Below are 25,061 nucleotides of genomic sequence, written 5' to 3' on the forward strand. Positions count from 1 at the left end.
CCTGGTGGCCGCCGTGGACTGGCAGCGGCTGGTCGTGCTCGCCGTCGCCGCAGCCGTGGTGCTGGGCGCGGTCGCGCTGGCCAGCGCGGGGCTGACCGTGCGCGGCGCCCGCGGCGCTACCTTGCGGGAGACCGCTCGCTGACGGCGGTCTCCGGCGCCGGGCCCTGGGCCCCGGAGACCGGAGTCGTCAGGGCCAGGTAGTTCCAGCCCAGCCCCACGGCCAGCATCGCCAGCGCGGGGCGCAGGCGGCGCAGGCGGGTCGTGGGGGTCATGCCCAGCAGGCTAGGCCGGTCCCGGCCGCCCCGGGACCGTTTCGGGCGGGACCCGGGACCTTGTACCCGCCCCGGAGCGTGTCGCCGGTCTGGACGGCTGGCGGTCGCCCGGGCCGAGCCCTTGTCCGGCGCCGACCCTCGACGTACTGTCGCGATATTCAGACGATATTCAGACGATATATCGCGACGGTGTCGCGACACGGTCGGGAGGGATCGGGATGGGACACGGACACGGGTTCAACCGGCAGTGGGCACGGCACGTCGAGCAGCCGTGGGGGATGCACGGCCAGCGGGGCGGCTGGGGCGGCTGGGAGAGCGGCTTCGGTGGCGGCTGGGGTGACTGGGGCGGCCGGTCGAGCCGGCCGGGCCCGCCGCCGTGGGTGGCCGGCCTGTTCGGCCTCGCCCAGACCGAGAGCGGCCAGCGCGGGCCGCGGGTGCGGCGCGGCGACGTCCGCTCCGCCATCCTCGACGTGCTGCGCGAGGACGCAATGAACGGCTACCAGGTGATGTCGCAGATCGCCGAGCGCACCGGCGGCGCGTGGAAGCCCAGCCCCGGCTCGGTCTACCCGACCATCCAGCAGCTCGAGGACGAGGGCCTCATCGAGGCCGTCGACGGGTCGGGCCAGCGCAAGCTCAAGCCGACCCACGCCGGCTGGGAGTACATCAACGAGCACGCCGACGAGCTCGCCGCGGTCTGGGAGCCGTTCGCCGGGCCGCGCGGCAGCGAGGGCCGGGAGGGGCGCGAGGGGGGCGCGGACTTCTCCTCGCTCAAGCCCGAGATCGGCCAGGTCATGAACGCCGTGTGGCAGATCATCACCACCGGCACCGACCAGCAGCGGCGGGCCGCCATCGACGTGCTCGTCGACACCCGCCGCCGGCTCTACGGCATCCTCGCGGAGGGAGAGGCGGAATGACCGGGTCGTGGGGCCACTCGCGGGGCGGCACGCCCGACCCCTGGGACCGCCGCCAGCAGCGGCCGTGGGGTCAGGTGCCGTGGGCCCAGAACCCGTGGAACCAGCACCTGCGCATCGGTGACGCCGAGCGCGAGCGCGCGGCCGCGGAGCTGGCCGAGCACTACGCGGCCGGCCGGATCACCACCGAGGAGCACTCCGAGCGGCTCGACCAGATCTGGGGCGCCCGGACCCCGGCCGACCTCGCGCCGGTCTTCGCGGACCTGCCCCGCGGCGACCGGCCGCCGTGGGTGCCGCCGGGCGCCCCGGTCGGCCACCACGCGCGCCCGTCCCCGCCCCGGCGGCGCGGCGGCGTCCCGGCGCCGCTGGTCATGCTGTTCGTCGTGCTGCTCCTGGTGACGGTGGTGACCCACCTGCCGGTGATCCTCATCGCCGTGGCGCTGTGGTTCCTGCTCAGCCGCGCGGGGCGCTGGCGCTGACGGTCTCCCCGGCCGGTACCCCGAGCAGCTCGCCCAGCCACGCGAAGCAGGCCGCGACGTCGGCGGGCAGGTCCTCCTCGAGGTAGCGCAGCCCGAAGTCGTGGCGCCACGGGCAGTGCCGGGCCCGGAGCTCGCCGGCCAGCGGGTCCAGCCCGAAGCGGAGGAACAGGCCGACCCCCTCGGCGAGGCGGCCGCGGGCCAACGACCGCCGCACCAGCCACTCCCCGGTGGCCCAGCGCTGCCGGCGCTGCTCCGTCGCCTGTGCCGCGCCCTCGGCGAGCGCGGCATCGTCGTCGTTCCTGAGCACCAGCAGCCCGTTCGGGTCGGGCAGCACCAGCGGCGTGCCGTGCCGGCGGACGTCCACGTGCCGGTGCTCGTCGGAGCTGGAGAACACGCACAGGTCCACCAGGCGGGTCGGCTCGGCCGGCAGCTCCCACAAGTGGTCGACGTCGAGGTCGGCGCGCGGCTGCGGCCGGGCGGGGTCTGCACGCCCGCAGCCTGGCACTCGCCCGGGGAGCGATGGCCTGCCGATTCCGGCGGCCGCGTCCCACCGCGAGACCCCGGGGTTTCGACCGGTCGGGCGCCGGGCAATGATCTGCGTCGGTCGATCCTCGGGAGGTTCCATGTCCGACCAGATGTCCGAGCCAGCCACCGGCTCGCGCCCACCACGACCCACGTCCTCGACGCGGCGCACCTGGCTGCTCATCGGCCTCGTGCTCAGCCCGGCCGTCGTGCTGCCGCTGCTGGTGCCGCTCTTCGACTCGGTCGAGCCGACCCTGCTCGGCTTCCCGTTCTACTTCTGGTTCCAGATGGCGCTGATCCCGGTGGCGGTCGTGCTCACCGTGATCGCCTACTACCTCGCCAAGGGCGCCGACCGGCGCGAGCGGGCCGCGCGTGAGCAGGAGGCCCGCCGGTGAACGACGTCAGCACGGTCGCGTTCAGCGTCTTCATCTTCTTCTTCCTGCTGGTCACGGTCCTCGGCTTCGCCGCGTCGAGGTGGCGGCGGGCGCAGGAGCTCGACAACCTCGACGAGTGGGGGCTCGGCGGCCGCGGGTTCGGCACCTTCATCGCCTGGTTCCTCATCGGCGGCGACCTCTACACGGCGTACACGTTCGTGGCGGTGCCCGCGCTGCTGTACGCCGGCAGCGCGATCGGCTTCTTCGCGGTGCCGTACACGATCGTGGTCTACCCGCTGATCTTCATGTTCCTGCCGCGGCTCTGGTCGGTCTCGCACCGGCACGGCTACGTCACGCCGGCCGACTTCGTGCAGGGCCGCTACGACAGCCGGCCGCTCGCGCTGGCGATCGCGCTGACCGGCATCCTCGCGACGATGCCCTACATCGCGCTGCAGCTGGTGGGCATCGAGGTGGTGCTCGAGGTCATGGGCATCGGCTCCGAGGAGAGCAGCTGGCTGGTCAACCACATCCCGCTGTTCGTCGCGTTCACCGTGCTGGCCGCCTACACCTACTCGTCCGGGCTGCGGGCGCCGGCGCTGATCGCGTTCGTCAAGGACACGCTGATCTACCTTGTCATCTTCGTGGCGATCCTCTACATCCCCTCGCAGGTCGGCGGCTGGGACGCGATCTTCGCCGCGGCCACCGACAGCTTCGACTCGTTCAACAGCGAGAACGCGTCCGCCATCGCGAACGGCGAGGCGGCGCCGAAGAGCGCGATCCCCGCGCCGCTGCTGCACTGGGCCTACGCATCGCTGGCGCTCGGCTCGGCGCTGGCGCTGTTCATGTACCCGCACTCGGTCACCGCGGTGCTCTCGACGCGGGAGCGCTCGGTGATCCGGCGCAACGCGGCGCTGCTGCCGGCGTACTCCTTCCTGCTCGGCCTGCTCGCGCTGCTCGGCTTCGTCGCCATCGCCGCGGGCGTCCAGGTGTCGAACCCGCAGCACGCCGTGCCACAGCTGTTCGAGGACCAGTTCCCCGACTGGTTCGCCGGCGTCGCCTTCGCGGCGATCGCGATCGGTGCACTCGTCCCGGCGGCGATCATGTCGATCGCGGCCGCCAACCTGTGGACTCGCAACGTCTACAAGGCCTTCATCAACCGCGCCGCCACCCCGGCGCAGGAGGCGCAGCAGTCCAAGGTCGCCTCGCTGCTGGTGAAGTTCGGCGCGCTGGCGTTCGTGCTGTTCGTGTCGACGACCTACGCCCTCGACCTGCAGCTGCTCGGCGGCGTCTGGATCCTGCAGACCTTCCCGGCGATCGTCGTGGGCCTCTACACCCGGTTCTTCCACCGGTGGGCGCTGCTCGCCGGCTGGGCGGTCGGCATGCTCTACGGCACCGTCACCGCCTACGCCAACCCGAAGATCGGCCAGCCGGGCAGCCACTTCGGCAGCCCGCTGAACGAGTTCCCGTTCACCGACACGCTCGTCTACATCGGGTTCACGGCGCTCATCCTCAACGTCATCGTCAGCGTGGTGCTGACGCTGGCGTTCCGGGCGGCCGGGGTCGACGAGGGGGTCGACCAGACCCGCCCCGTGGACTACCGGGCCGACGCCGGCGACGAGGGCGTCGAGGAGGACCTCGACCCGTTCGAGACCACCGCCCACGCGTAGTCGGGGGCTGCGGCTTCACCAAGGTCCCGTGGTGTACCCGCACTTCCCGTGGTTTCTGCACCACGGGAGGCGCGGGTTCGACCACATACCGTGGTGAAGCCGCAGCGCTAGGGTCGAGCACGTGACCGGCACCCCGTCGTTCGAGCTCGGGCAGGACCTGCTCGACCTGCGCGCGTGGGTCCACGAGTTCGCGGCGAACGTCGTCCGGCCGGCGGCGGCGGAGTGGGACGAACGCGAGGAGTTTCCCTGGCCGGTGCTGGAGGAGGCCGCGAAGATCGGGCTCTACTCCCTCGACTTCTTCGCCACCCAGGCCTACGAGGAGACCGGGCTCGGGATCCCGGTCGCCATGGAGGAGCTCTTCTGGGGCGACGCCGGGATCGGCCTCTGCATCGTCGGCACGGCGCTGGCCGCCGCGGGGGTCCGCGCCAACGGCACCGACGAGCAGGTCATGGAGTGGGTGCCGCAGATGTTCGGCGGCCCGGGCGACCTGAAGCTGGCGGCGTTCTGCTCGTCCGAGCCCGACGCCGGCAGCGACGTCGGCGCGATGCGCACCCGCGCGACGTACGACGAGGCGACCGACGAGTGGGTCCTCGACGGCACCAAGACCTGGGCCACCCACGGCGGCATCGCCGACGTGCATGTGGTCACCTGCGTGGTCGACCCGGAGCTGCGGGCCCGCGGGCAGGCGAGCTTCGTGGTGCCGCCGGGCACGCCCGGGCTGAGCCAGGGGCAGAAGTTCCACAAGCACGGCATCCGCGCCTCGCACACCGCCGAGGTGGTCCTCGACGACGTGCGTGTCCCCGGCCGCTGCCTGCTCGGCGGCAAGGAGAAGCTCGACGAGCGGCTCGCCCGCGCCCGGGAGGGCTCCGGCAGCGGCCGTAGCCAGCCGTCGATGGCGACCTTCGAACGGACCCGCCCATCGGTCGGCGCGCAGGCGGTCGGCATCGCCCGCGCGGCGTACGAGGTGGCGCTCGACTACGCGCAGACGCGCGAGCAGTTCGACAGACCGATCATCGAGAACCAGGGGATCGCCTTCCAGCTGGCCGACATGGCCACCTCGATCGAGGCGTCCCGGCTGCTGGTGTGGCGGGCGGCGTGGATGGCCCGGCACGGCGAACGGTTCCACCGGGCCGAGGGGTCGATGTCCAAGCTCTTCGCCGGCGAGACGGCAGTCAAGGTGACTGGGCAGGCGATGCAGATCCTCGGCGGCAACGGCTACACCCGTGAGTACCCGGTCGAGCGGATGGCCCGCGACGCCCGCATCTACACGATCTTCGAGGGCACCTCGGAGATCCAGCGACTCGTCATCGCCCGCACGATCTCGGGCGCCCCCATCCGGTGAGGGGGGAGAAGCGCCGCGCGAGGTTCCGCGGGTCCATCGCCGGGGTCGGCTCGACCTCGGGCACCCGGGTGGTCGTCGGCCACTGGCCGGTGACCCCCTACGGCCCGTTCTCGGACGCCATGGTCGCGACGGTGACGGGCCACCGGGTGCTGCTGGCGCCGACCCAGCAGGTGGCGGACTTCATCGCCGAGACCTACCTCTTCGACGAGGTGCGGGTGGAGCCGTTCGAGGCGGCCGCGTCGAGCGACGGCTGGCGCGTCCGGGCGGCGTCGCTGTCGCTGGACCTCACGCTCGGGTCGCGGACCCCCGTCGGGTGGGCGCTGCGGGCGGTCCCGGCCCGGCTCGCGGAGTCGCCGGCGTGGTGCGCGGTCACCGACCCGGTCGCCCGGTTCGTGATGCGCGGGGTGCGGACCCGCGGCACCGCCCGCGAGGGCAGGCGTGAGTGGTACGGCGCCACCGACAGCATCGCGGTCACCTCGCTGGCCGGCTCCTTCGACGGCGCCGCCCTGGGGACCCTGGCCCCGGTCGACCCGCCCCCGCGCTTCGGCTTCTCGTCGGCGCCGCGACGGCCGTCGGTCACCCGGGTGGTCACGACCGTCGAGCTGGCATCCGGCGTCAGTGGGTGAGCTTCAGCCCCACGACGCAGCCGACGATCCCGGCCAGCAGCAGAACCCGCGCCACGGTCACCGGCTCGCCGCCGGTCGCCATCGCATAGGCGGCGGTGAGGGTGGCGCCGATCCCCACCCACACGGCGTACGACGTGCCGACCGGCAGCTCCTTCATCGCCCAGCCCAGCCCGGCCATGCTCAGCACGAGCGCGACGCCGAAGACGACGGAGGGGACGGGGCGGCTGAGGCCGTCGGAGCGGTCGAGCGCGGTGGCCCACACCGCCTCGAGGACTCCTGACAGCACGAGGACGAACCACGACATGGTCACTCCCGAAGGTCGCCGTCTTGTCGCTGACCGGGTACGGCGCCGCTCGTCCGGGGGCCCGCGGACGAGGCCCTGCCGGGCAGGGTCGCACGCCCGGCCCGGCGGGGCAATTCCAGATCAACCGGTCAGTCGGGGTCGGCCGGGGTCAGCCGGCCCCGGGACCGGTCCGGGCGGCCGGGCTCCCCGAGGGAGGCCGCGCCGCGCGGGCGACCTTGCGGTCGGTGAGCAGGATCCACACCGCGAGCGCGACGCCGGCGAGCACCGCGAAGAGGAAGCAGACCATGGCGAGCGCCGGGTAGCCGAGGAGCCGCTGCTCGGTCTCCACCCGCATCATCAGCGCCGCGCCGAGCACGGTGGCGCCGATGATGATGCCGAGGGTGACCCGGTTCGCGACCCGGTGCAGCACCCGGTGCAGCCGTTCCTCGTCCAGCGCCCGCACCCGGACCGTGAGCTCGCCGTCGGCGAGGCTGTCGAGGATCTGGTTGCCCCGCTTGGGGAGGAGCGTCGCGAACTCCTTGGCCTCGATGGCGGCCGCCATCACCCCGGCCGGGCTGACGCTGAGGCCGCTCGTCAGCAGGTGGGTCAGGTTGTCGCGGATCGCGCAGGCGGGGTCGAAGTCCGGGTGGAGGTGGAGGGTCGACTGGTCGAGGTTGAGCAGCGCCTTGCCGATCATGGACATCTCCGCCGGCGGCCGCAGCCCGTGCCCCCCGCTGGTGCGGCTCAGCTCGACCAGCACCGCACCGACCTGCTGGTCGGGGCCGGCCGCGGCGGCCTCGGTGACCAGGTGGGACACCTCGGCGCGGAAGGCGGCCGGGTCGTACTCCGGCAGCGGGTGGCCGAGCCCGGCGAGGATGCCGGCGGCCTCCTCGCCGTCGCCGTCCCCGATCGCGAGCAGCAGCTTGAGCACGCGCTCCTGGATCCGGGGCGGGACCGCCGAGACCATCCCGAGGTCGAGCAGCGCCAGCCGGCCGTCGTCGGTGAGGACGAGGTTGCCCGGGTGCGGGTCGGCGTGCAGCACGCCGTGGTCGAGCATCAGCGTCAGGTAGCAGCGGAACAGCTGGTCGACGATCGGCTCCGTGTCGGTGTCGAGGATCCCCAGTGGGCCGACGTCGGTGACCTTGCGCCCCTCGATCCGCTCCATGGTCAGCACCCGCGAGGAGGAGTGGGTCAGGATCGGCTCCGGCACCACGAGCAGGTCGTAGCCCTTCGTCAGGTCCCGGAACTTCAGCAGGTTCCGCGCCTCGCGCCGGTAGTCGAGCTCGCCGGACAACGACCGCCGGAACTGCGCGAGCAGCTGCTCGAAGCCGAACCGGCGGCCGGCCTCGGTGTGCCGGTCGGCCAGCCCGGCGAGCCGGGCGAGGGTCTCCATGTCCTCGCGGGCGACCTTCCGCGCCTCGGGGCGCTGCACCTTGACGACCACCTTGCGGCCGCTGGGCAGCGTGGCCCGGTGCACCTGCCCGAGGGAGGCGGCCGCGAACGGTACGGTCTCGAAGTCGGCGAAGAGGTGCCGCACCCGGCCGCCGAGCTCGGCCTCGATGATCTCCTCGACGTCCTCGAACGGGAACGGCTCGGCGTCGTCCTGCAGCCGCGCCAGTGCGGTGGTGTACGCCGGCGGCAGCAGGTCGAAGCGCGTCGACAGCAGCTGGCCGAGCTTGATGAAGGTCGGCCCGAGCTCCTCGAGGTCGCAGGCGAAGGCCTCCGCCTGCTCGCGGTTCCCCGCCGGGGGCTCGGCGTCCACGGCGAACTCGTCGAGCTCCATCCCGGTGACCAGGTCGGAGCGGCCGTGGCGCAGCAGCAGCCGGGCCAGCGCGGCGTACCGGGCGAGGCGGGGCGTCGAGGTGTCGGCGTCCATGCCCACGCCTGTTCCCAGCAACGGCGGGTCCCAAGCATGCCCGCGGCGATCCGGCGTTCCCGGTGGGTTGTCGGCCCGCGGGCTACAGGTCGATCGCGCGGTTCACCCAGGTCGACGTGACGACCATGCCGACCTTCTCGTAGACCGCGCGGGCGCCCGCCCGGGTGTCGGTCGAGAGGTAGCAGCGCACCGCGCCGTGCTCCCGGGCCCGGGCGAAGGCGTCGGCGAGCATCGCGGTGGCCAGCCCGCGGCCCCGGTGGTCGCGGCGGACGGCGATCTTCGCGACGTACCCACTGTCACCGCTGAGGTGCACGTGGGTGGCCCCGACGAGGGTGCCGTCACCGGTCTCCAGCAGTCGGAGGTTCCACGGCGCGTAGCTCGCCCGGCCCCAGACCCGCGCCCCGAAGTCCTCGAGGCCCTGCCGGTCGCGGTCGGCCCACTCGAGGAAGGCGTCCTCGATGAGCGTCCACGCGGCTTCGCGGTCGGCCTCGGCGGCGTCGCGGATCCGGAAGCCGTCGGGCAGCGGCTGCGGCACGATCTCGGCGCCCTCGGGCAGCTCGAGGTCCCAGGCGGTCCAGCGGACCCCGTAGCCGAGGTCGGCCATCAGCCGGTCGGCGGCGCTGCCCTCGGGGACCTGCGCGCCGATCCGGGTCGAGCCCGCGGCCCGCGCCTTCTGCTGGACCCAGTGCGCGAGCGCGGTGCCGATGCCGCGGCCCTGGTGCTCCGGGTGCACGGCGGTGTACGCCGTGTCCGGACCGGCGAGGTCGGCGTACGCGACCAGGGTGTCGCCGGCGAAGACCCCGACGGTGCTGGCCGTGATGTCGTAGCTCGGCACCTGCCAGTCGCTGACGATGTCCTCGAGGGTCAGGTCGGGCTCGCCGAGGTCGACGGTCTCCTCGGCGGCGACGACGGCGTGCACCGCCTCGGCGTCGTCGAGGGTCAGCGGCCGGCTGGTGAGGCCGGCCGGCAGGGCCAGTGCCGGGGCCTGTGCCGGGGCCTGGGCGGAGGCGCTCATCGGTGGCCGTCCAGGGCGCCGTCGAGGGAGATCGCGCGGTTGACCCAGGTCGAGGTGACCTTCATGCCGACCTTCTCGTAGAGCGCGAGCGCGCCGGTGCGCGAGTCGGTCGAGAGCCCGGCCCGTGGTGCGCCGTGCTCGCGGGCGACCCGGAAGGCGTCGACGAGCAGTGCCTGGGCGAGCCCCTTGCCGCGCTGGTCGCGGCGGGTGGCGAGCCGGTCGACGTACCCCTCGTCGCCGGCCTTGAGCACGAAGCACATGGCGACCACGTCGCCGGCGGGGTCAGTGACGGCGCGGAGGTTCCACGGCTCGAAGCCGGGGCGGTCGATGGTGGCGGAGCGCCACTGCTCGAACGTGTCGCGCTCGCGCGAGGTCCACTCGAGGAAGGCATCCTCCTGGACCGCGTAGCACTGCTCGTAGCGGGTCGGATCGGCCTCGCCGACGGCGTACCCCTCGGGCAGCGGGCGGTCGGGGATGCTGGCGCCCTCGGGGAGCTCGAGCACCCAGCTGGTCCACCGGACGTGGTAGCCGAGGGCCTCGAGCAGGCGGTCGCCGCCGGAGCCCTGCGGCACCGGCATGCCGACCTCGGTCCAGCCGTGCTCGGCGGCTCGCTCCCGCATCCAGCGGGCGAGGGCGGTGCCGAGGCCGCGGCCGCGGTGGTCGGGGACGACGGCGGCGTCGCCGCGGGTGCTGGTGGAGACGTCGGCGAAGGCGACCAGGGTGTCACCAGCGAAGATGCCGACGGAGTTCTCGGAGACGTCGTACCCGGGCCGCTGCCAGTCGGCCACGATGTCGGCCTCCTCGATGGCGACCTCGCCGGTGTCCGCCAGATCCTGGGCGGCGATCACGGCGGTCACGGCGGCCTCGTCACCGTGCGCCAGCGGGCGCACGGTGTAGGTCCCGGCGAGGTCGACGGGGAGGGTGAGGGATCGGGTCATGCCGACCATGGTGCGGTCGCTCCCGCTCGGCCGGCACCCGATTTATCGCCGGGACGACGCTGACCCGTCCGAAACTGCGCGCTGACCCGCCCGAAGCTTTCGGGCGGGTCAGCGTCGGCAGGGCATGGTCAGGCGTTGCGGACGGCCGAGACGTCGAACTCGAGCTTGATCTTCTCGGAGACGAGGACGCCGCCGGTCTCGAGGACGGCGTTCCAGGTCAGGCCCCAGTCCTTGCGGTTGATGGTGGTCGAGCCCTCGAAGCCGACGCGGGTCGAGCCCCAGGGGTCCTGCGCCGAGCCGGCCTCCTCGAAGAGGACCGTGACCGGCTTGGTGACGTCCTTGATGGTCAGGTCGCCGGTGATCGCCCACTCCGAACCGTCGCGCTCGACCTTGGTGGAGACGAAGCGGATGGTCGGGTAGGCCTCGGCGTCGAAGAAGTCGCCGGAGACGAGGTGGCCGTCGCGGTCGGCGACGCCGGTGTCCACGCTGGCGACCTTGATGGTCAGGTCGACCTTGGAGTTCGCGGGGGTCGCGGTGTCGATGACGGCCGTGCCCTCGAAGTCCTTGAAGGCACCGCGCACGGTGGTGACCATCGCGTGGCGGGCCGAGAAGCCGAGGCGGGTGTGGGTGGTGTCGAGGGTGTACTCGCCCGAGATGTCCTCGAGGGCCGTGGTGCCGGCGTCGAAGACGCGGGGGGCCTCGGCGACGGCGGACTTGCGGCTGAAGATGCTCATGGTGGTTGCTCCTGGAGGGGGTCCGTTCAGTGGTTGAACTTTCAAGCGTCTGAAACGGACCGCGGTCCGGATGCATTCCGGTGGAGTGCCTGGTCTGGACGTGACCCCGGTCACAGTACCGGGGGCGCCCGTAGGATCGCCGCGATGATCGACCCGCTCCAGACCGCGCTGATCGCGTTCTCCCTGCTGCTCGCCGCCGTCGCCACGGCGTACGTCGTGCTGAACCGGACGACGGGTCCGGTGCTGCTGTGGATGCTGGTGATCCTCGAGATCGGCCTGCTCGTGCAGGCGGTCGTGGGGATCGCGCAGTTCGTCGGCGGCGACCGCGACGTCAACGGTCTCGTCTTCGTCGGCTACCTGCTCGGCACGCTGTTCTTCGTGCCCGCTGCCGCCATCTGGGCGCTCGGCGAGCGGAGCCGCGCCGGCACCGCCGCGCTCATCGTGCTGGGCCTGGTCGTGCCGGTCCTGGTGCTGCGGGTGCAGCAGGTCTGGAGCGCAGGTGCCTGAGCCGACCGCCCCGGCCGCCCGGACCGACCAGGGGCTGGGCCGGGTCCTCGTCCTCGTCTACGCCGTCTTCGCGATCTCGGCGACCGGCCGGTCCACGGTGCAGCTGCTGCAGAAGGCCGACGAGGCACCGCTCGCCTACGGCCTGTCCGGCTTCGCCGCGGCCGTGTACGTCGTCGCCACGGTCTGCCTCGCCCGGCCCGGACCGTTCACCACCCGGCTGGCCTGGGCCGCGGTCGTCCTCGAGCTCGTCGGGGTCGTCGTGGTCGGCGCGCTGACGATCGCCGTGCCGGACCTGTTCCCGGACGACACGGTGTGGTCGCGGTTCGGCAGCGGCTACGGCTACGTGCCGGCGGCGCTGCCGCTGCTGGGCCTCGCCTGGCTGTGGCGGACGGCGCCGCTCAGCGGAACGCCGGCTCGCCGGTGAGCGCCTGCCCGATGACGAGCTGGTGCACCTCGGAGGTGCCCTCGTAGGTCAGCACCGACTCGAGGTTGTTGGCGTGCCGCAGCGGCGGGTGGTCGAGCGTGATCCCGGCCGCGCCCAAGAGGGTGCGGCACTCGCGGGCGATCGCCAGCGCCTCGCGGGTGCTGTTGAGCTTGCCGACGCTGACGGCCTGCGGCGTGAGCCGGCCCTGCTCCTTGAGACGGCCGAGGTGCAGCGCGAGCAGCTGCGCCTTCGCCAGCTCCACGGTCATGTCGGCCAGCTTGGCCTGGGTGAGCTGGAAACCCGCCAGCCGACGGCCGAAGATCTCCCGCTCCCGCACGTAGGCGACGGTGGTCTCCAGGCAGTCGCGGGCCGCGCCGAGGGCGCCGAAGACGATCCCGAACCGGGCCTCGGTCAGGCACGACAACGGGGCCGACAGTCCGACGGCGCCCGGGAGCACGGCGTCGGCGGGCAGGCGCACCCCGTCGAGCGCGAGCTCGCTGGTGACCGAGGCACGCAGCGAGAGCTTGTGCTCGAGCGCGGTGGCGGTGAAGCCGGGCGTGTCGGTCGGCACGACGAAGCCGCGGATCCCCTCGTCGGTGCGGGCCCACACCAAGGCGACGTCGGCGACCGAGCCGTTGGTGATCCACAGCTTGGTGCCGTCGAGGACCCAGTCGCCGCCGGCGTCGCGCCGGGCCCGGGTCCGCATCGCGCCGGGGTCGGACCCCGCCTCGGGCTCGGTCAGCCCGAAGCAGCCGATGGCCTCGCCGGCCGCCATCCGCGGCAGCCAGGTGTCCTTGTGCTCGTCGGAGCCGTGCTTCCACAGCGCGTACATCGCCAGCGACCCCTGCACGCTGACGATCGAGCGCAGCCCGGAGTCGCCGGCCTCGAGCTCCTGGCAGGCCAGGCCGTACGCCGTGGCGCTGGTGCCGGCGCAGCCGTAGCCGGTGAGGTGCATCCCGAGCAGGCCGAGGGCGCCGAACTCCTTGGCGAGCTCGCGGACCGGGACGTCGCCGGACTCGAACCAGTCGCCGATCCGCGGGCGGAGCCGGTCGTCGACGAGGCGGCGCACGGTCTCGCGGATCGCGCGCTCGTCGTCGGCGAGCAGCGAGTCGGTGTCGACGAGGTCCAGCGGGGCGCGCTCGGTCATGCGCCCATCCTGCCGGGCGGGTCAGTGAGCCTGGGTCAGGCGTGCGTCATGCGGCGTGGGCGGGGGTGTGGCGCCGGTGGTCGGCCGTCGCGGCCAGGGGTGCCTGCGTGCGGGCTGCAGGGGCGACGCTCCACCGCATTTCGAACCGGGTCCGACCGTCATTCCCGGTCACCGGAACCCAACGCATGACGAGGGCCCCCTGAGCCACCTGCGATTCCTGCATCTGACACCTCCCGTTCACCTTCTGTTCACCAACTATAGACCCTCCCCACGCCGACGTCCGCAGGACCCCCGAACTCGGCGGGTCCGCCCCACCCGGCACCCAGGATCGGCCCCTTGCTGCGACAGGTCGCTCCACCCACGCGGGGCCACGTGAGGGCGACTCCCCGGCTCCACCGCGAGCTGCCACCAGTTCCCCTCGCCAACCCGCCGAGCTGCCACCAGTTGCCGACGTACCGCCGTGGTCACGACGCCAAGGCAAAGATATCTGCCCGATTTCGGGCAGGAAGTTGCGGGAAGGGGCCTGGGTTCGCCACGCTCTCGGGGTGCGGGTCGAGCAGGAGCTGGTCGAGCGGGTCACGGCGAGCACCGGGCTGGCGCCCGGTGAGGCGGCGCGGGTGGTGGAGGACGTCCTGGCGTTCTACGCCGAGCCGGTCGAGGAGTACGTCCGCCGCCGCCACGCCCAGCTGAAGACGTACGGCGCGCGCAACGGCGAGATCTTCGCCCGGCTGGCCGACGAGCTGCAGCACCGCCTGGTGGCGGCGCCGCGGCTCACCGAGCGGCAGCTGCGGCGGCTCATCTACGGGTGAGCGGCAGGGACCACAGGGAACGACGAGAGGGGACGAACGACATGTGCGGAATCGTGGGGTACATCGGCGGGCAGCAGGCCGCGCCGATCCTGGTCGAGGGACTGACCCGGCTGGAGCACCGGGGTTACGACTCGGCCGGCGTGGCGGTGCTCGGCAGCAGCGGGCTGCGGACGGCCAAGCGGGCCGGCCGGGTCCGGGACCTGGCGGACGAGCTGCCGAAGCGGTTCGCCGGCAAGGTCGGCGTCGGCCACACCCGCTGGGCCACCCACGGCCCGGCGAACGACGTCAACGCCCACCCGCACACCGACACCAGCGGCCGGGTCGCCGTGGTCCACAACGGCATCATCGACAACGCCGCCACGCTGCGGCGGCGACTGAGCGACCGGGGCGTGGAGCTGGTCTCCGACACCGACACCGAGGTGGTTGCCCACCTCGTCGCCGCCTCCGACGCCGACACCCTCGAGGGCCGGGTCCGCGACGCGATCGCCCAGATCGACGGCACCTACGGCATCGCGGTCGTGCACGCCGACTTCCCCGACCGGATCGTCGTCGCCCGCAACGGCAGCCCACTGATCGTCGGGGTGGGGGACCGCGAGATGTTCGTGGCCTCCGACCTCGCCGCGCTGGTGCGCCACACCACGACCGTCGCCCACCTCGAGGACGGCGAGCTCGCGACCCTGACCGCATCGGGCTTCACCACCTTCCGCGAGGACCTCAGTGCGACGGGTACCGAGGCCACGCAGCTCGACATCGACCCCTCCATCTACGACGCCGGCGACCACGACTCCTACATGCACAAGGAGATGCTCGAGCAGCCCGAGTCGGCGGAGCGGGTGCTCCGCGGCCGGCTCGACGAGAAGTTCGGTACCGCCCACCTCGGCGGCCTCAACATGGACGCCCGCGAGACCCGCGCGATCCGCCGGGTGAAGATCCTCGGCTGCGGGTCGGCGTACTACGTCGGCCAGATGGGCGCCTCCCTGATCGAGGAGCTGGCGCGGATCCCCGCCGACGCCGAGGCGGCCAGCGAGTTCCGCTACCGCAACCCGATCATCGAGCCCGACACGCTCTACGTCGCGGTGAGCCAGTCCGGCGAGACCCTGGACACCCTGCTGGCGGTCCAGGAGATCCGCCGCAAGGGCGGCCGGGTCGTCGGCCTCGTCAACGTCGTCGGCAGCGCCATCGCCCGCGAGTGCGACGGCGGCATCTACCTGCACGCCGGCCCCGAGGTCGCGGTCGCCTCCACCAAGGCGCTCACCAACATGTTCCTCGGCTTCGCGCTGCTCGCGCTGCAGCTCGGCCGGGTGCGGGACCTGTCGATCGCCGACGGCCGCCGGCTCATCGCCGGGCTGCAGGCGATCCCCGGCCAGGTCGCCGAGGTGCTCGCCCAGGAGGAGCGGCTCGCCGAGGTCGCGAGGGAGCTGTCGAAGGCGGAGAGCCTGTTCTTCGTCGGCCGGGTGCGCGGTTTCCCGGTCGCGCGTGAGGGGGCGCAGAAGTTCAAGGAGATCTCCTACCGGCACGCCGAGGCCTACCAGACCTCCGAGCTCAAGCACGGCCCGCTGGCGCTGATCTCCCCGGAGGTGCCGACGGTCGCGATCGTCCCCGAGGACGAGCTCGCCGACCGCAACGCCGGCGCGCTGCACGAGATCGCCGCCCGCGGCGGCCCGCTCGTGGTCGTCACCCACGAGGGCGTCGACCTCGGGGGGCTCGAGGCCACCCGGATCGACGTGCCCCGCAACGAGCGGGAGCTCGACCCGATCCTGCTGACGCTGCCGCTGCAGCTGCTCGCCTACCACGCGGCGCTGCACCTCGGCCACGACATCGACAAGCCGCGCAACCTCGCCAAGTCGGTCACCGTCGAGTAGCCGGGCCCCTCGAGGGGTCCTCTCGCGGGGGCCAGGAGGGCCCGCCGCCGCAGGGGTAGTGACGGACGTCGCCGCGACGACGAATCACACCCCCGGGCGTGCGGGCCCTACCGTGGTGTGCATGTCTGACGCGCCCGATGCCCCCGAGATCACCTTCGACGACCTCGGGCTCGACGACCGCGTCCTCAAGGCCCTCAAGGAGGTCGGCTACGAGACGCCGTCCCCGATCCAGGCCGCCACCATCCCGACCCTGCTCGACGGCCGCGACGTCGTCGGCCTCGCGCAGACCGGCACCGGCAAGACCGCGGCGTTCGCGCTGCCGGTCCTCTCGCGCCTCGACGTGAAGCAGAAGAGCCCGCAGGCGCTCGTCCTCGCGCCCACGCGCGAGCTCGCGCTGCAGGTCTGCGAGGCGTTCGAGCGGTACGCCGCCCACCTGCGCGGCGTCCACGTCCTGCCGGTCTACGGCGGTCAGGGGTACGGCGTACAGCTCTCGGCCCTGCGCCGGGGCGTCCACATCGTCGTCGGCACCCCCGGCCGGATCATGGACCACCTGGAGAAGGGCACCCTCGACCTCTCCGAGCTGCGCTACCTCGTCCTCGACGAGGCCGACGAGATGCTCAACATGGGCTTCGCCGAGGACGTCGAGACGATCCTCGCCAGCACCCCCGCGGAGAAGCAGGTGGCGCTGTTCTCGGCGACCATGCCGTCGACGATCCGCCGGATGTCGAAGCAGTACCTCAACGATCCGGCCGAGATCACGGTCAAGAACCGCACCGCCACCGCCGCGAACATCAAGCAGCGCTACCTGATGGTGTCCTACCCGCAGAAGGTGGACGCGCTGACCCGGATCCTCGAGGTCGAGAACTTCGAGGCGACCATCGTCTTCGTCCGTACCAAGAACGAGACCGAGACCGTCGCCGAGAAGCTGCGCGCCCGAGGCTTCTCCGCCGCCGCGATCAACGGCGACGTCGCGCAGCAGCAGCGCGAGCGGACCGTCAACCAGCTCAAGGACGGCAAGCTCGACATCCTCGTCGCCACCGACGTGGCCGCCCGCGGCCTCGACGTCGAGCGGATCAGCCACGTCATCAACTTCGACATCCCGACCGACCCGGAGTCCTACGTGCACCGGATCGGCCGCACCGGCCGCGCCGGCCGCAGCGGCGACGCGATCTCGTTCGTCACCCCGCGCGAGCGCTACCTGCTCCGGTCCATCGAGAAGACGACGAAGTCGACGCTCGAGGAGATGCCGCTGCCGTCGGTGGAGGACGTCAACGTCACCCGCCTCGCGCGGTTCGACGACGCCATCACCGCGGCACTCGCCGACCAGGAGAAGGTCGCCTTCTTCCGCGACGTGGTCGACCACTACGTCCGCAACCACGACGTGCCCGCCGGCGACGTCGCGGCCGCGCTGGCCGTCGTGCAGCAGGGCGGCACCCCGCTGCTGATGGAGCCCGAGCCCGAGCGGCCCGCGCGTCGCGAGCGCCCGGACCGCGACGGCGGCGACCGCGGCGGCCGTCCGGGTCGTGGTGACCGGGGCGACCGTGGTGACCGCGGCCCCGCCGAGGGGATGGCGGTCTACCGGATCTCCGTCGGCAAGCGGCACAAGGTCGAGCCACGCCAGATCGTCGGCGCGATCGCCAACGAGGGCGGCCTGAACCGCGGCGACTTCGGCAACATCACCATCCGGCCGGACTTCTCGCTGGTCGAGCTGCCCGCCGACCTGCCGCCCGGCACCGAGGACCGGCTCTCCGGCACCCGCATCTCCGGCAAGCTGATCGAGCTGCAGCGCGACCAGGGCCGCCCGCCGCACCGCGGTGGCGACCGCGGACGCGGCCCCCGCGCCGGTGGCCGCCCCGACACCCGCAAGAAGCCGCGCCACAAGGACCGCTGAGGCCTGCACCCGCTGATGCCTGGGCCCGCCGCCGACCGGCGGCGGGCGGTTCGGCGGCTGCTGGTACAACTTCGCCCCATGGGGGCTCGTCGTTCGACCGCACTCGCCGCGCTGGCGCTCGTCCCGGGCCTGCTCGCCGGCTGCTCGTTCGGTGACGACGGACCGGAGATCGTCGGACCCGACTTCTCCGAGGTCTCAGAGCAGCTCGCCGACGGCTTGTCGCGCGGCAAGCTCGGCCGGGTCCCGTACGCCGACGGCGTCACCGCCCTGCAGGCGAAGGACGACTACGACGCCGTCCTCGAGGGCATGGGCGGGCTGGACCCGATCGTGATCGCCGCCGGGACCGGGCCGCTCGACGAGGAGACGCTGACCGTCCCGGTCACCCTGTCGTGGCAGTGGCCGGTCGGCGAGCAGGAGTGGTCCTACGAGACCGACCTGTCGCTCGAGCTGGAGGCCGACCGCTGGGTCGTCCCGTGGTCACGCGCCCTCATCGAGCCGTCGCTGGCCGACGGCGACGTCCTCGAGCTGCGCCGGTCGCTGCCCGAGCGGGCCGACATCAGGGGCGCAGGCGGGCTGGCGCTGGTCGCCGACCGCCCGGTCGTCCGGTTCGGCATCGACCGCTCCCAGGTCGGCGCCGTGAAGGCCGGCGCCGCCGCGAGGCGGCTCGCGCAGCTGCTCGGCATCGACGCGAAGTCCTACGCCGAGCGCGTCACCGCGGCCGGCGACCTCGCGTTCGTCGAGGGCATCGTCTACCGCCGCGACGAGGTGCCGTCGCGGGTGCTCGGCGGCTACGACCGGATCCCCGGTGCGCTGGCCGTCACGGGCGAGCTGCCGCTGGCGCCGAGCCGCGAGTTCGCGGCCCCCATCCTCGGCCGGGTGGGCGAGGTGACCGCCGAGATGATCGAGAAGGAGCCCGACCTCTACTCCGTCGGTGACCGGGCGGGGGTGTCCGGGTTGCAGGCGCGGTACGACGAGCAGCTGCGCGGCACGCCCGGCGTGACCGTGGTGGCGGTGCCCTCGGCGGAGGCGTCCGGGGACGAGTCCTCCGACGGCGGGTCCGGGGAGGAGGCCGAGGAGCGGGAGCTCTTCCGCGAGCCGCCGGTCAAGGGCCGGCCGCTCAAGCTGACGCTCGACATCGACCTGCAGCTCGCGGCTGAGCGGCTGCTCGCCGGGGTGGGTCCCGCCAGCGCGCTGGTGGCGCTGCGACCCTCGGACGGCCACGTCCTCGCTGCGGCCAACGGCCCCGGCAACGACGGCTACAACATGGCCACCTTCGGCCAGTTCGCGCCGGGCTCGACCTTCAAGGCGGTCAGCTCGCTGGCGCTGCTCCGCGCCGGGCTCACCCCGGAGTCGACCGTGCGCTGCACCGACTCCGTCGTGGTCGACGGCAAGCGGTTCGAGAACTACGACGACTACCCCGCCTCCGGGCTGGGCCGGATCAGTCTGCGCACCGCGATCGCCAACTCCTGCAACACCGCGCTGATCGCCGCGGCCGACCGGCTCGGGGAGGGCGACCTCGCCGACGCCGCCGCGTCGCTCGGCCTCGGGGTCGACCACGACCTCGGCTTCCCGGCGTACTTCGGCCAGGTCGAGCCGCCCGCGTCGGCCACCCAGAAGGCCGCCGACATGATCGGCCAGGGCAAGGTCCTGGCCTCGCCGATGGCGATGGCCGCCGTCGTCGGGTCGGTCCAGTCCGGGAAGACCGTGCTGCCGCGGCTGGTGAAGGGCTGGTCGCAGCGGCAGCAGGCCGCCCCCGAGCTCACCGGGCAGGAGGCGGCCGCCCTGCGCGACCTGCTCCGCGCGGTGGTGACCTCCGGCAGCGGCCGGTTCCTCGCCGACGTCCCCGGCCAGCCGGTGATCGGCAAGACCGGCACCGCCGAGTTCGAGCGCGACGGCAGGCTCCGCAACCACGCCTGGATGGTCGCCGCCCAGGGCGACCTCGCCGTCGCGGTGTTCGTCGAGGAGGGCCAGTCCGGCTCCGGCACCGCCGGCCCGATCCTCGAGGCGTTCCTCCGCCAGGTCCCGTAGTCAGGCAGGGGGCGCGGGGAGCAGCAGTCACCGCGAGCTGCCAGCAGTTGCCCCCGGATCAACGCCGAGTGGTCCCCAGTTGCACGTGAAACCAGGCCGAGCTGCCACGAGTTACCCACGGGGCGGGACAACTGGCGACAGCACGGCGTACGGCGTGGGGGAACTGCTGGCAGCTCGGCGTACGGCGGGGGTGAACTGCTGGCAGCTCGCGGGTCAGCGCTCGCGCGGGGGGACCTTGGCGGCGACGTCCTCGGGCATCGGCTCGTAGTGGGCGAAGGTGCGGGTGAAGGTGCCGGCGCCGTGGGAGGCCGAGCGCAGGTCGACGGCGTAGTGGACCAGCTCGGTCTGCGGGACCTCCGCCTTGACGAGGGTGCGGTCCTCGCCGACCTTGTCCGTGCCGAGCACCCGGGCCCGCCGCGACGACAGGTCGCTCATCACGCCGCCCACCTGGTCGTCGGGGATGATCACGTCGACGGTGTCGTAGGGCTCGAGCAGCGTCACCGTGGTGGCCTCAGCCGCCTCCCGCAGCGCCAGCGCGCCCGCGGTCTGGAAGGCCATGTCGGAGGAGTCGACGCTGTGGGCCTTGCCGTCGGTGAGCGTCACCCGGAGGTCGACCACGGGGTAGCCGGCGCGCACGCCCTTCTCCATCTGCGCACGGACCCCCTTCTCGACGCTGGGGATGAACTGCCGCGGCACCGCACCGCCGACGACCTTGTCGACGAACTCGAAGCCGGAGCCCTCGGGCAGCGGCTCGACGGTGATGTCGCAGACGGCGTACTGGCCGTGACCGCCGGACTGCTTGACGTGCCGCCCCTTGCCCTCGGCCGGGCCGGCGAAGGTCTCGCGCAGCGACACGATGAACGGCTCGGTGTCGACGTTGACGCCGTACCGGCCGGCGAGCCGCTCCAGCGCGACGTCGGCGTGCGCCTCGCCCATGCACCACAGCACGAGCTGGTGGGTCTCGGCGTTGTTCTCGATCCGCAGGCTCGGGTCCTCGGCGGCAAGCCGCGACAGCGCCTGCGACAGCTTGTCCTCGTCTGCCTTGCTGCGCGCCACCACCGCGACCGGCAGCAGCGGCTCGGGCAGCGACCACGGCATCAGCACCCGCGGCTCCTCGACCGGCGAGAGGGTGTCGCCGGTCTCGGCGCGGGTGAGCCGGCCGATCGCGCAGATGTCGCCGGCGACCACCTGCGAGGCGGTCACCTGGTGGCGGCCGAACGGGTGGCCGAGCGCACCGAGCCGCTCGTCCTCGTCGTGGTCCTCGTGGCCGGCGCCGGCGCCGAAGAACGACGTGAAGTGGCCGGAGACGTGCACCGGCTGGTCGGGCCGCAGCGTGCCGGAGAAGACGCGGGCGATGCTGAGCCGGCCGACGTAGGGGTCGCTGGTGGTCTTCACGATCTCGGCGACCAGCGGCCCGTCCGGGTCGCAGGCGATCGCGCCCGCGGCGGCGCCGGCGGGGGTGAAGACCTGCGGCGACGGGTGCTCCGCGGGGGAGGGGAACGCACTGGTCATCAGGTCGAGCAGCTCGGTGCAGCCGACCCCGGTGACCGAGCAGACGGGGACGACGGGGAAGAACGTCGCCCGGGCGACCGCGCGCTCGAGGTCCTCGACGAGCACCTTCTCGTCGACCTCCTCGCCGCCGAGGTAGCGGTCCATCAGCGTCTCGTCCTCGGACTCCTCGATGACGCCCTCGATCAGGCTGCCCCGCATCTCCTCGACCACCGGGTCGTCGGAGGAGCCGGGGGCGAGCAGGCCCGTGAGAGAGACGACGTCCCCGCCCTCTCGGACGGGGACGTAGAGCGGCATCACCTTGTCGCCGAAGGCCGCCTGGGCCTGGCCGAGGACCCCGTCGTAGTCGGCCCTCGCCTGGTCGAGCTTCGTGACGATCACCGCTCTCGGCATGCCGACGTCGGCGCACTCGCGCCACAGCGCACGGGTCGCGTCGTCGACGCCCTCGTTGGCGGCGACCACGAACAGCGCGCACTCCGCGGCCCGCAGGCCGGCGCGCACCTCGCCCACGAAGTCGGCGTACCCGGGGGTGTCGATCAGGTTGACCTTGGTGCCGGCGTGCACCAGCGGGCAGACCGCGAGGGAGACGGACCGCTCGTGCGACTGCTCGGACTCCTCGAAGTCGGACACGGTGGTGCCGTCACGGACCGAGCCGGCCCGGTTCAGGGCTCCGGCGGAGGCGAGCAGCGTCTCGACGAGCGTGGTCTTGCCGGACCCACCCGGTCCGACGAGGACGACGTTGCGGATCCGGTCCGGGCTGCTCGCCTCCAGATCCTGGCCCGTTGGTCTCCGTGCGCTGCCCTTGTCCGCCATCGCCGTACCTCCTGCGGGTCAGGTTTCTCCTGTTCGCCGCGTTGCACAAGAGCCGGATGGGGGAAGCGACGAGGTTGTCCCGAAAGCGCGCGAAAGCCTGTCCGGGGCGTCGCGGGCTGACTAACCTGTTCGGGATGTCTCGGGTCATCGGTCGCGTGACCCTGCTCGGTGAGGTCCACGGGCTGCTGGTGCAGGGGCGCTCGGTCGCGCTCGCGGGTCCGCCCGGCATCGGCCTCAGCGCCCTCCTCGACGCCGTAGAGTCCGCCCTCGCCGGCCACGACGGCCCGGCCGACCCGGCCGACCGGGGCGAGACCGTGCTGCGGGCCAGCGGCGCCGCCGCCGAGCAGTCGCTCGCGTACGCCGTGCTGCAGGACCTGCTCGACCAGGTGCCGGGCCCGTTGCCGGACGCGCTGGCCGGCAACCGGCTGATGGGGCGGCAGGTCGACCCGGCCGTCGCCGACGAGGACCGCGCCGCCGTCGCCTTCGGCGTGCTCGAGGTGCTCGCCGGCCTCGCCACCGCGGAGCGGCCGGTGGTGCTGCTCCTCGACGACGCCCACTGGTTCGATGCCGAGTCGGTCGCCGCGCTCCGATTCGCAGTACGCCGCCTCACCGACCGGGTCCGGGTCGTCGCGGCGGTGGGGCGCGGCGACGGGGTCGACCTCACCGGCTTCACCCGCATCGATGTGCCGCCACTGGCGGCGGCCGACACCGTCGACCTGCTCACCCCGCACGGCCTGCCCGCCCACACCGCGCACCGGCTCCACGTCGAGTCCGGCGGCGTGCCGGCGCTGGCGCTCGCGCTCGCCGGCGCGGTCGCGGCCACGCCGGAGCTCCTCGGCCGGCCCACCCCGCTGCCCGCGAGCGTGGAGCAGGTGGCGCGGCAACGGTTCCTCGACCAGCCGGCGGAGGTCCGCAACACGCTGGGGTACGCCGCGCTGCTGCACCGGCCGACCGTCCGCCACCTCGAGCGGGCCGGCCGGGTCGGCGCCGAGGCGCACCTGCGGGCCGCGGCGGCCGCCGGCCTGGTGGCCTGCGCGGGGGACGAGGTGCGGTTCACCCCGCCGACGCTGCGCCGGATCGTGGTCGGGCTGGCCCCCGAGGTGTGCCGGGCCGAGCTGCACGCCGAGCTGGCCGTGGTCGCCCCGACCGTGGGGGAGCGGCTGCGCCATCGCGCCCTCGCCGACCCCCGCCCCGACGCGACCCTGGCCACCGAGCTCGCGTCGGCCGCCGCCGACTGCGTCGCCACCGGGGCCCGCGAGCTGGCGACCGAGCTGTTCGTCCTGGCCGCCGACCGGGCGCCGTGCGAGCTGGCCGCCGAGCGCACCGAGTGGCTCGCCACCGCGATCGAGACCGGCGCGCCGGGCAACCACGCCGAGCTGGTGCACCGGGCGCTGCGCGACCTGCAGGAGAGCCCGGCGACGCCGGCGCAGCTGGTGCGGGTGCGGCTCGCGCTGCTCGAGCTCGCCGGGTCCGGAATGGCGGCGATGGACGAGGCGCTGACCACCGCGCTGGCCGACGCCGCCGACGACGACGTGCTGGTCTCGATGGTGCTGTTGCAGCGGGCCCGGGTCGCGCTGATGGAGTCCGACGCCGTGGTCGCCGCCCGCCACGCCGCCCAGGCGGTCCGGCTGCTGCGCCGCTCCGGGTCGCCCGCCGACCTGGCCGCCGGGCTGACGACGCTGGCGGTCGCCACGCGGTGGACCGGCCGCGGCGACCATGACGCGCTGATCGCCGAGGCGCTGGCGCTGCCCGACGCCGACCCGCCCGCGCTGGTGCACCTCACTCCGGCGTACACCGCCGCCCGCTTCGCGATGTACGACGACCGGCTCGACGAGGCGTGGACCGCGCTGCTCCGGATGCTCGGCCGGGTCGACCGGGGCGCCGGCACCGACCAGCTCCACCTGCTGCGCTCGCTGGTCGAGGTCGCGGCCCGGTCGGGCCGCTGCGCGGAGGCGGTCGCGTACGCCGAGCGGGCGGCCCGGATCGGCGAGGAGTTCGGCCTCGACCCGCACCCCGGCTGGTTCGTCTCCGCGCTGGCCGAGCTCGCCGGCGGCGACTTCGGCCGCGCGGCCGCGCTCGCCGAGCGGGGCGCGAGCGCGGCGGAGGAGCGCGGCGACGTGCGCTACCTGCAGCGCCACCTGCTGGTGCTCGGCAGCGCCCGGCTGCGGACCGGCGACGCCGAGGGCTCGCGGACCGCGCTGGAGCGGCTGGCCCTGATGGAGGCGGCCGGCGGGTGCAGCGACCCGACCGTGCACCGGTGGCAGCCCGAGCTGGCGACCGCGCTGGTCGTCACCGGCCGGCTCGAGCAGGCGGAGACCTTGCTCGACCGGGCCCGCCGGGCCCTGGACGGGCGGCCCGGCACCGACGGCGTCGCCGCCCAGCTCGACCGCGCCGAGGCCCACCTGCTCGCCGCCCGCGGCGACCTGGACGGCGCCGCGATCCTGCTGGACCGGGCCGAGAAGGTCTGCCGCGACCTCGGGCTGCGGCTCGACGAGGGTCGGGTGCTGGTGGGCCGCGCCCAGCTCGACCGGCGCCGCCGCCGGCACGCCGCCGCCCGGGCCGGGCTGGAGCAGGCCCGCGACCACTTCCGCTCTCTTCGCGCGACTCCGTGGGTGGCGGCGGTCGAGGCGGAGCTGGGCGGTCAGCCGGCCGGGCCCGGCGACCCGGCCGACGCCGACCCCGCGCCCGACGGGCTCACCCCGACCGAGGCCCGGGTCGCTGCCGAGGTGGCCCGCGGCGCCAGCAACCGCGAGATCGCGGAGCGGCTGTTCGTGAGCGTGAAGACCGTCGAGTCGACGCTGACGCGGGTCTACCGCAAGCTCGGCGTGCGGTCCCGGACGCAGCTCGCGACCCGGGTCGGCGTACCGGCCGCGGACTGACCCGCGACCGGTCGCCGGCGACCCGGGAACCAGCCCGCAGAAGGGTCCGGAAACCGAGGAACCCCTCGCTGCATGGGGTCAGCAAGGGGTTCTGCCGGCCCAGGGGTAGCCCCCTCGGTCGACCGGTTCAATCCTCGCAGTCGGGACTTCCCC

22 protein-coding genes and 1 riboswitch are annotated in these 25,061 nt (G+C 73.6%); of the genes, 13 read left to right on the forward strand and 9 right to left on the reverse strand.

The window, feature by feature from the left end; genetic code table 11:
- Positions 1-116: 116 nt before the first annotated feature.
- Positions 117-272, reverse strand: coding sequence for a hypothetical protein (locus ACFP2E_RS10905; protein ID WP_378524546.1), 156 nt, complete (start codon positions 270-272; stop codon positions 117-119).
- A 218-nt stretch (positions 273-490) separates the two neighbouring features.
- On the opposite strand from ACFP2E_RS10905, the gene ACFP2E_RS10910 reads away from it, so the two are divergent.
- Both ACFP2E_RS10910 and ACFP2E_RS10915 read left to right on the forward strand, forming a co-directional pair.
- Positions 491-1,186 carry a PadR family transcriptional regulator gene (locus ACFP2E_RS10910; protein WP_378524545.1) on the forward strand — a complete coding sequence of 232 codons (696 nt, stop codon included), beginning with the start codon at positions 491-493 and terminating at the stop codon, positions 1,184-1,186.
- Entirely contained in the window at positions 1,183-1,662 is a 480-nt protein-coding gene (locus ACFP2E_RS10915) for a DUF1707 domain-containing protein (RefSeq protein ID WP_378524543.1), read from the forward strand. Before ACFP2E_RS10910 ends, ACFP2E_RS10915 begins: the two co-directional genes overlap by 4 nt.
- Here ACFP2E_RS10915 and ACFP2E_RS10920 read toward each other — a convergent pair.
- Complete coding sequence (locus ACFP2E_RS10920; protein ID WP_378524542.1) at positions 1,637-2,056, reverse strand: hypothetical protein; 420 nt, start codon at positions 2,054-2,056, stop codon at positions 1,637-1,639. The genes ACFP2E_RS10915 and ACFP2E_RS10920 overlap by 26 nt on opposite strands.
- Before the next feature lie 229 nt (positions 2,057-2,285).
- Between ACFP2E_RS10920 and ACFP2E_RS10925 the strand changes: the two genes are divergently transcribed.
- From ACFP2E_RS10925 to ACFP2E_RS10940, 4 genes are all read left to right on the forward strand, one after another.
- Positions 2,286-2,579, forward strand: a complete 294-nt coding sequence (locus tag ACFP2E_RS10925; RefSeq protein WP_378524541.1) for a DUF3311 domain-containing protein — start codon at positions 2,286-2,288, stop codon at positions 2,577-2,579.
- The gene (gene mctP, locus ACFP2E_RS10930; RefSeq protein WP_378524540.1) at positions 2,576-4,225 is read left to right on the forward strand and encodes a monocarboxylate uptake permease MctP; all 1,650 of its coding nucleotides are present in this window, start codon (positions 2,576-2,578) and stop codon (positions 4,223-4,225) included. Before ACFP2E_RS10925 ends, mctP begins: the two co-directional genes overlap by 4 nt.
- Before the next feature lie 121 nt (positions 4,226-4,346).
- Positions 4,347-5,567: an acyl-CoA dehydrogenase family protein gene (locus ACFP2E_RS10935; protein WP_378524539.1), complete on the forward strand. Its 1,221-nt coding sequence runs from the start codon at positions 4,347-4,349 to the stop codon at positions 5,565-5,567.
- Positions 5,564-6,193 (forward strand): hypothetical protein, encoded by a 630-nt coding sequence (locus ACFP2E_RS10940; protein ID WP_378524538.1) that lies wholly within the window; start codon positions 5,564-5,566, stop codon positions 6,191-6,193. The genes ACFP2E_RS10935 and ACFP2E_RS10940 overlap by 4 nt, the downstream gene beginning before the upstream one ends.
- Here ACFP2E_RS10940 and ACFP2E_RS10945 read toward each other — a convergent pair.
- From ACFP2E_RS10945 to ACFP2E_RS10965, 5 genes are all read right to left on the reverse strand, one after another.
- Complete coding sequence (locus ACFP2E_RS10945) at positions 6,183-6,497, reverse strand: DMT family transporter (RefSeq protein WP_378524537.1); 315 nt, start codon at positions 6,495-6,497, stop codon at positions 6,183-6,185. The two genes, ACFP2E_RS10940 and ACFP2E_RS10945, sit on opposite strands and share 11 nt — an antisense overlap.
- A gap of 12 nt (positions 6,498-6,509) precedes the next feature.
- A riboswitch (guanidine-III (ykkC-III) riboswitch) is annotated at positions 6,510-6,576 on the reverse strand.
- A gap of 69 nt (positions 6,577-6,645) precedes the next feature.
- A complete protein-coding gene (locus ACFP2E_RS10950; protein ID WP_378524536.1) occupies positions 6,646-8,352 on the reverse strand; it encodes an ABC1 kinase family protein in 1,707 nt (568 codons plus the stop codon).
- An 82-nt stretch (positions 8,353-8,434) separates the two neighbouring features.
- On the reverse strand, positions 8,435-9,367 hold the full coding sequence (locus tag ACFP2E_RS10955) for a GNAT family N-acetyltransferase (protein WP_378524535.1): 933 nt from the start codon (positions 9,365-9,367) through the stop codon (positions 8,435-8,437).
- Complete coding sequence (locus ACFP2E_RS10960) at positions 9,364-10,305, reverse strand: GNAT family N-acetyltransferase (protein ID WP_378524534.1); 942 nt, start codon at positions 10,303-10,305, stop codon at positions 9,364-9,366. Before ACFP2E_RS10960 ends, ACFP2E_RS10955 begins: the two co-directional genes overlap by 4 nt.
- 128 nt (positions 10,306-10,433) lie before the next feature.
- On the reverse strand, positions 10,434-11,039 hold the full coding sequence (locus ACFP2E_RS10965) for a YceI family protein (RefSeq protein ID WP_378524533.1): 606 nt from the start codon (positions 11,037-11,039) through the stop codon (positions 10,434-10,436).
- 144 nt (positions 11,040-11,183) lie between these two features.
- On the opposite strand from ACFP2E_RS10965, the gene ACFP2E_RS10970 reads away from it, so the two are divergent.
- Entirely contained in the window at positions 11,184-11,546 is a 363-nt protein-coding gene (locus ACFP2E_RS10970) for a hypothetical protein (protein WP_378524532.1), read from the forward strand.
- Complete coding sequence (locus ACFP2E_RS10975) at positions 11,539-11,970, forward strand: hypothetical protein (RefSeq protein WP_378524531.1); 432 nt, start codon at positions 11,539-11,541, stop codon at positions 11,968-11,970. Before ACFP2E_RS10970 ends, ACFP2E_RS10975 begins: the two co-directional genes overlap by 8 nt.
- Here the strand turns inward: ACFP2E_RS10975 and ACFP2E_RS10980 are convergent.
- Positions 11,945-13,117: an acyl-CoA dehydrogenase family protein gene (locus tag ACFP2E_RS10980; protein WP_378524530.1), complete on the reverse strand. Its 1,173-nt coding sequence runs from the start codon at positions 13,115-13,117 to the stop codon at positions 11,945-11,947. The two genes, ACFP2E_RS10975 and ACFP2E_RS10980, sit on opposite strands and share 26 nt — an antisense overlap.
- A 545-nt stretch (positions 13,118-13,662) precedes the next feature.
- On the opposite strand from ACFP2E_RS10980, the gene ACFP2E_RS10985 reads away from it, so the two are divergent.
- The 4 genes from ACFP2E_RS10985 to ACFP2E_RS11000 all read left to right on the forward strand — a co-directional run bounded on the left by ACFP2E_RS10985 (position 13,663) and on the right by ACFP2E_RS11000 (position 19,707).
- Positions 13,663-13,926 carry a hypothetical protein gene (locus ACFP2E_RS10985; protein WP_378524529.1) on the forward strand — a complete coding sequence of 88 codons (264 nt, stop codon included), beginning with the start codon at positions 13,663-13,665 and terminating at the stop codon, positions 13,924-13,926.
- 41 nt (positions 13,927-13,967) lie between these two features.
- Positions 13,968-15,788 (forward strand): glutamine--fructose-6-phosphate transaminase (isomerizing), encoded by a 1,821-nt coding sequence (glmS, locus tag ACFP2E_RS10990; RefSeq protein ID WP_378524528.1) that lies wholly within the window; start codon positions 13,968-13,970, stop codon positions 15,786-15,788.
- Positions 15,789-15,909: 121 nt separating this feature from the next.
- Positions 15,910-17,679: a DEAD/DEAH box helicase gene (locus ACFP2E_RS10995; protein ID WP_378524527.1), complete on the forward strand. Its 1,770-nt coding sequence runs from the start codon at positions 15,910-15,912 to the stop codon at positions 17,677-17,679.
- Between the two features lie 78 nt (positions 17,680-17,757).
- Positions 17,758-19,707: a penicillin-binding transpeptidase domain-containing protein gene (locus tag ACFP2E_RS11000; RefSeq protein WP_378524526.1), complete on the forward strand. Its 1,950-nt coding sequence runs from the start codon at positions 17,758-17,760 to the stop codon at positions 19,705-19,707.
- A 213-nt stretch (positions 19,708-19,920) separates the two neighbouring features.
- On the opposite strand, the gene ACFP2E_RS11005 is transcribed toward ACFP2E_RS11000, so the two are convergent.
- Positions 19,921-22,029 (reverse strand): elongation factor G-like protein EF-G2, encoded by a 2,109-nt coding sequence (locus ACFP2E_RS11005; RefSeq protein WP_378524525.1) that lies wholly within the window; start codon positions 22,027-22,029, stop codon positions 19,921-19,923.
- Positions 22,030-22,163: 134 nt separating this feature from the next.
- Between ACFP2E_RS11005 and ACFP2E_RS11010 the strand changes: the two genes are divergently transcribed.
- A complete protein-coding gene (locus ACFP2E_RS11010; protein ID WP_378524524.1) occupies positions 22,164-24,908 on the forward strand; it encodes a LuxR C-terminal-related transcriptional regulator in 2,745 nt (914 codons plus the stop codon).
- Positions 24,909-25,061 lie beyond the last annotated feature (153 nt).

Source organism: Nocardioides sp. GCM10027114 (assembly GCF_042659625.1).
Classification (GTDB): Bacteria; Actinomycetota; Actinomycetes; order Propionibacteriales; family Nocardioidaceae; genus Nocardioides.

Excerpts from the sequence above, each read along its gene's own strand:
- ACFP2E_RS10925 (WP_378524541.1), top strand. The coding sequence starts at position 2,286 with ATGTCCGACCAGATGTCCGAGCCAGCCACCGGCTCGCGCCCACCACGA.
- ACFP2E_RS10950 (WP_378524536.1), bottom strand. The coding sequence starts at position 8,352 with ATGGACGCCGACACCTCGACGCCCCGCCTCGCCCGGTACGCCGCGCTG.
- glmS (WP_378524528.1), top strand. The coding sequence starts at position 13,968 with ATGTGCGGAATCGTGGGGTACATCGGCGGGCAGCAGGCCGCGCCGATC.
- ACFP2E_RS10965 (WP_378524533.1), bottom strand. The coding sequence starts at position 11,039 with ATGAGCATCTTCAGCCGCAAGTCCGCCGTCGCCGAGGCCCCCCGCGTC.
- ACFP2E_RS10995 (WP_378524527.1), top strand. The coding sequence starts at position 15,910 with ATGTCTGACGCGCCCGATGCCCCCGAGATCACCTTCGACGACCTCGGG.
- ACFP2E_RS11010 (WP_378524524.1), top strand. The coding sequence starts at position 22,164 with ATGTCTCGGGTCATCGGTCGCGTGACCCTGCTCGGTGAGGTCCACGGG.
- ACFP2E_RS10910 (WP_378524545.1), top strand. The coding sequence starts at position 491 with ATGGGACACGGACACGGGTTCAACCGGCAGTGGGCACGGCACGTCGAG.
- ACFP2E_RS11000 (WP_378524526.1), top strand. The coding sequence starts at position 17,758 with ATGGGGGCTCGTCGTTCGACCGCACTCGCCGCGCTGGCGCTCGTCCCG.
- ACFP2E_RS10955 (WP_378524535.1), bottom strand. The coding sequence starts at position 9,367 with ATGAGCGCCTCCGCCCAGGCCCCGGCACAGGCCCCGGCACTGGCCCTG.
- ACFP2E_RS10945 (WP_378524537.1), bottom strand. The coding sequence starts at position 6,497 with ATGTCGTGGTTCGTCCTCGTGCTGTCAGGAGTCCTCGAGGCGGTGTGG.
- ACFP2E_RS10970 (WP_378524532.1), top strand. The coding sequence starts at position 11,184 with ATGATCGACCCGCTCCAGACCGCGCTGATCGCGTTCTCCCTGCTGCTC.
- ACFP2E_RS10915 (WP_378524543.1), top strand. The coding sequence starts at position 1,183 with ATGACCGGGTCGTGGGGCCACTCGCGGGGCGGCACGCCCGACCCCTGG.
- ACFP2E_RS10905 (WP_378524546.1), bottom strand. The coding sequence starts at position 272 with ATGACCCCCACGACCCGCCTGCGCCGCCTGCGCCCCGCGCTGGCGATG.
- ACFP2E_RS11005 (WP_378524525.1), bottom strand. The coding sequence starts at position 22,029 with ATGGCGGACAAGGGCAGCGCACGGAGACCAACGGGCCAGGATCTGGAG.
- ACFP2E_RS10980 (WP_378524530.1), bottom strand. The coding sequence starts at position 13,117 with ATGACCGAGCGCGCCCCGCTGGACCTCGTCGACACCGACTCGCTGCTC.
- ACFP2E_RS10960 (WP_378524534.1), bottom strand. The coding sequence starts at position 10,305 with ATGACCCGATCCCTCACCCTCCCCGTCGACCTCGCCGGGACCTACACC.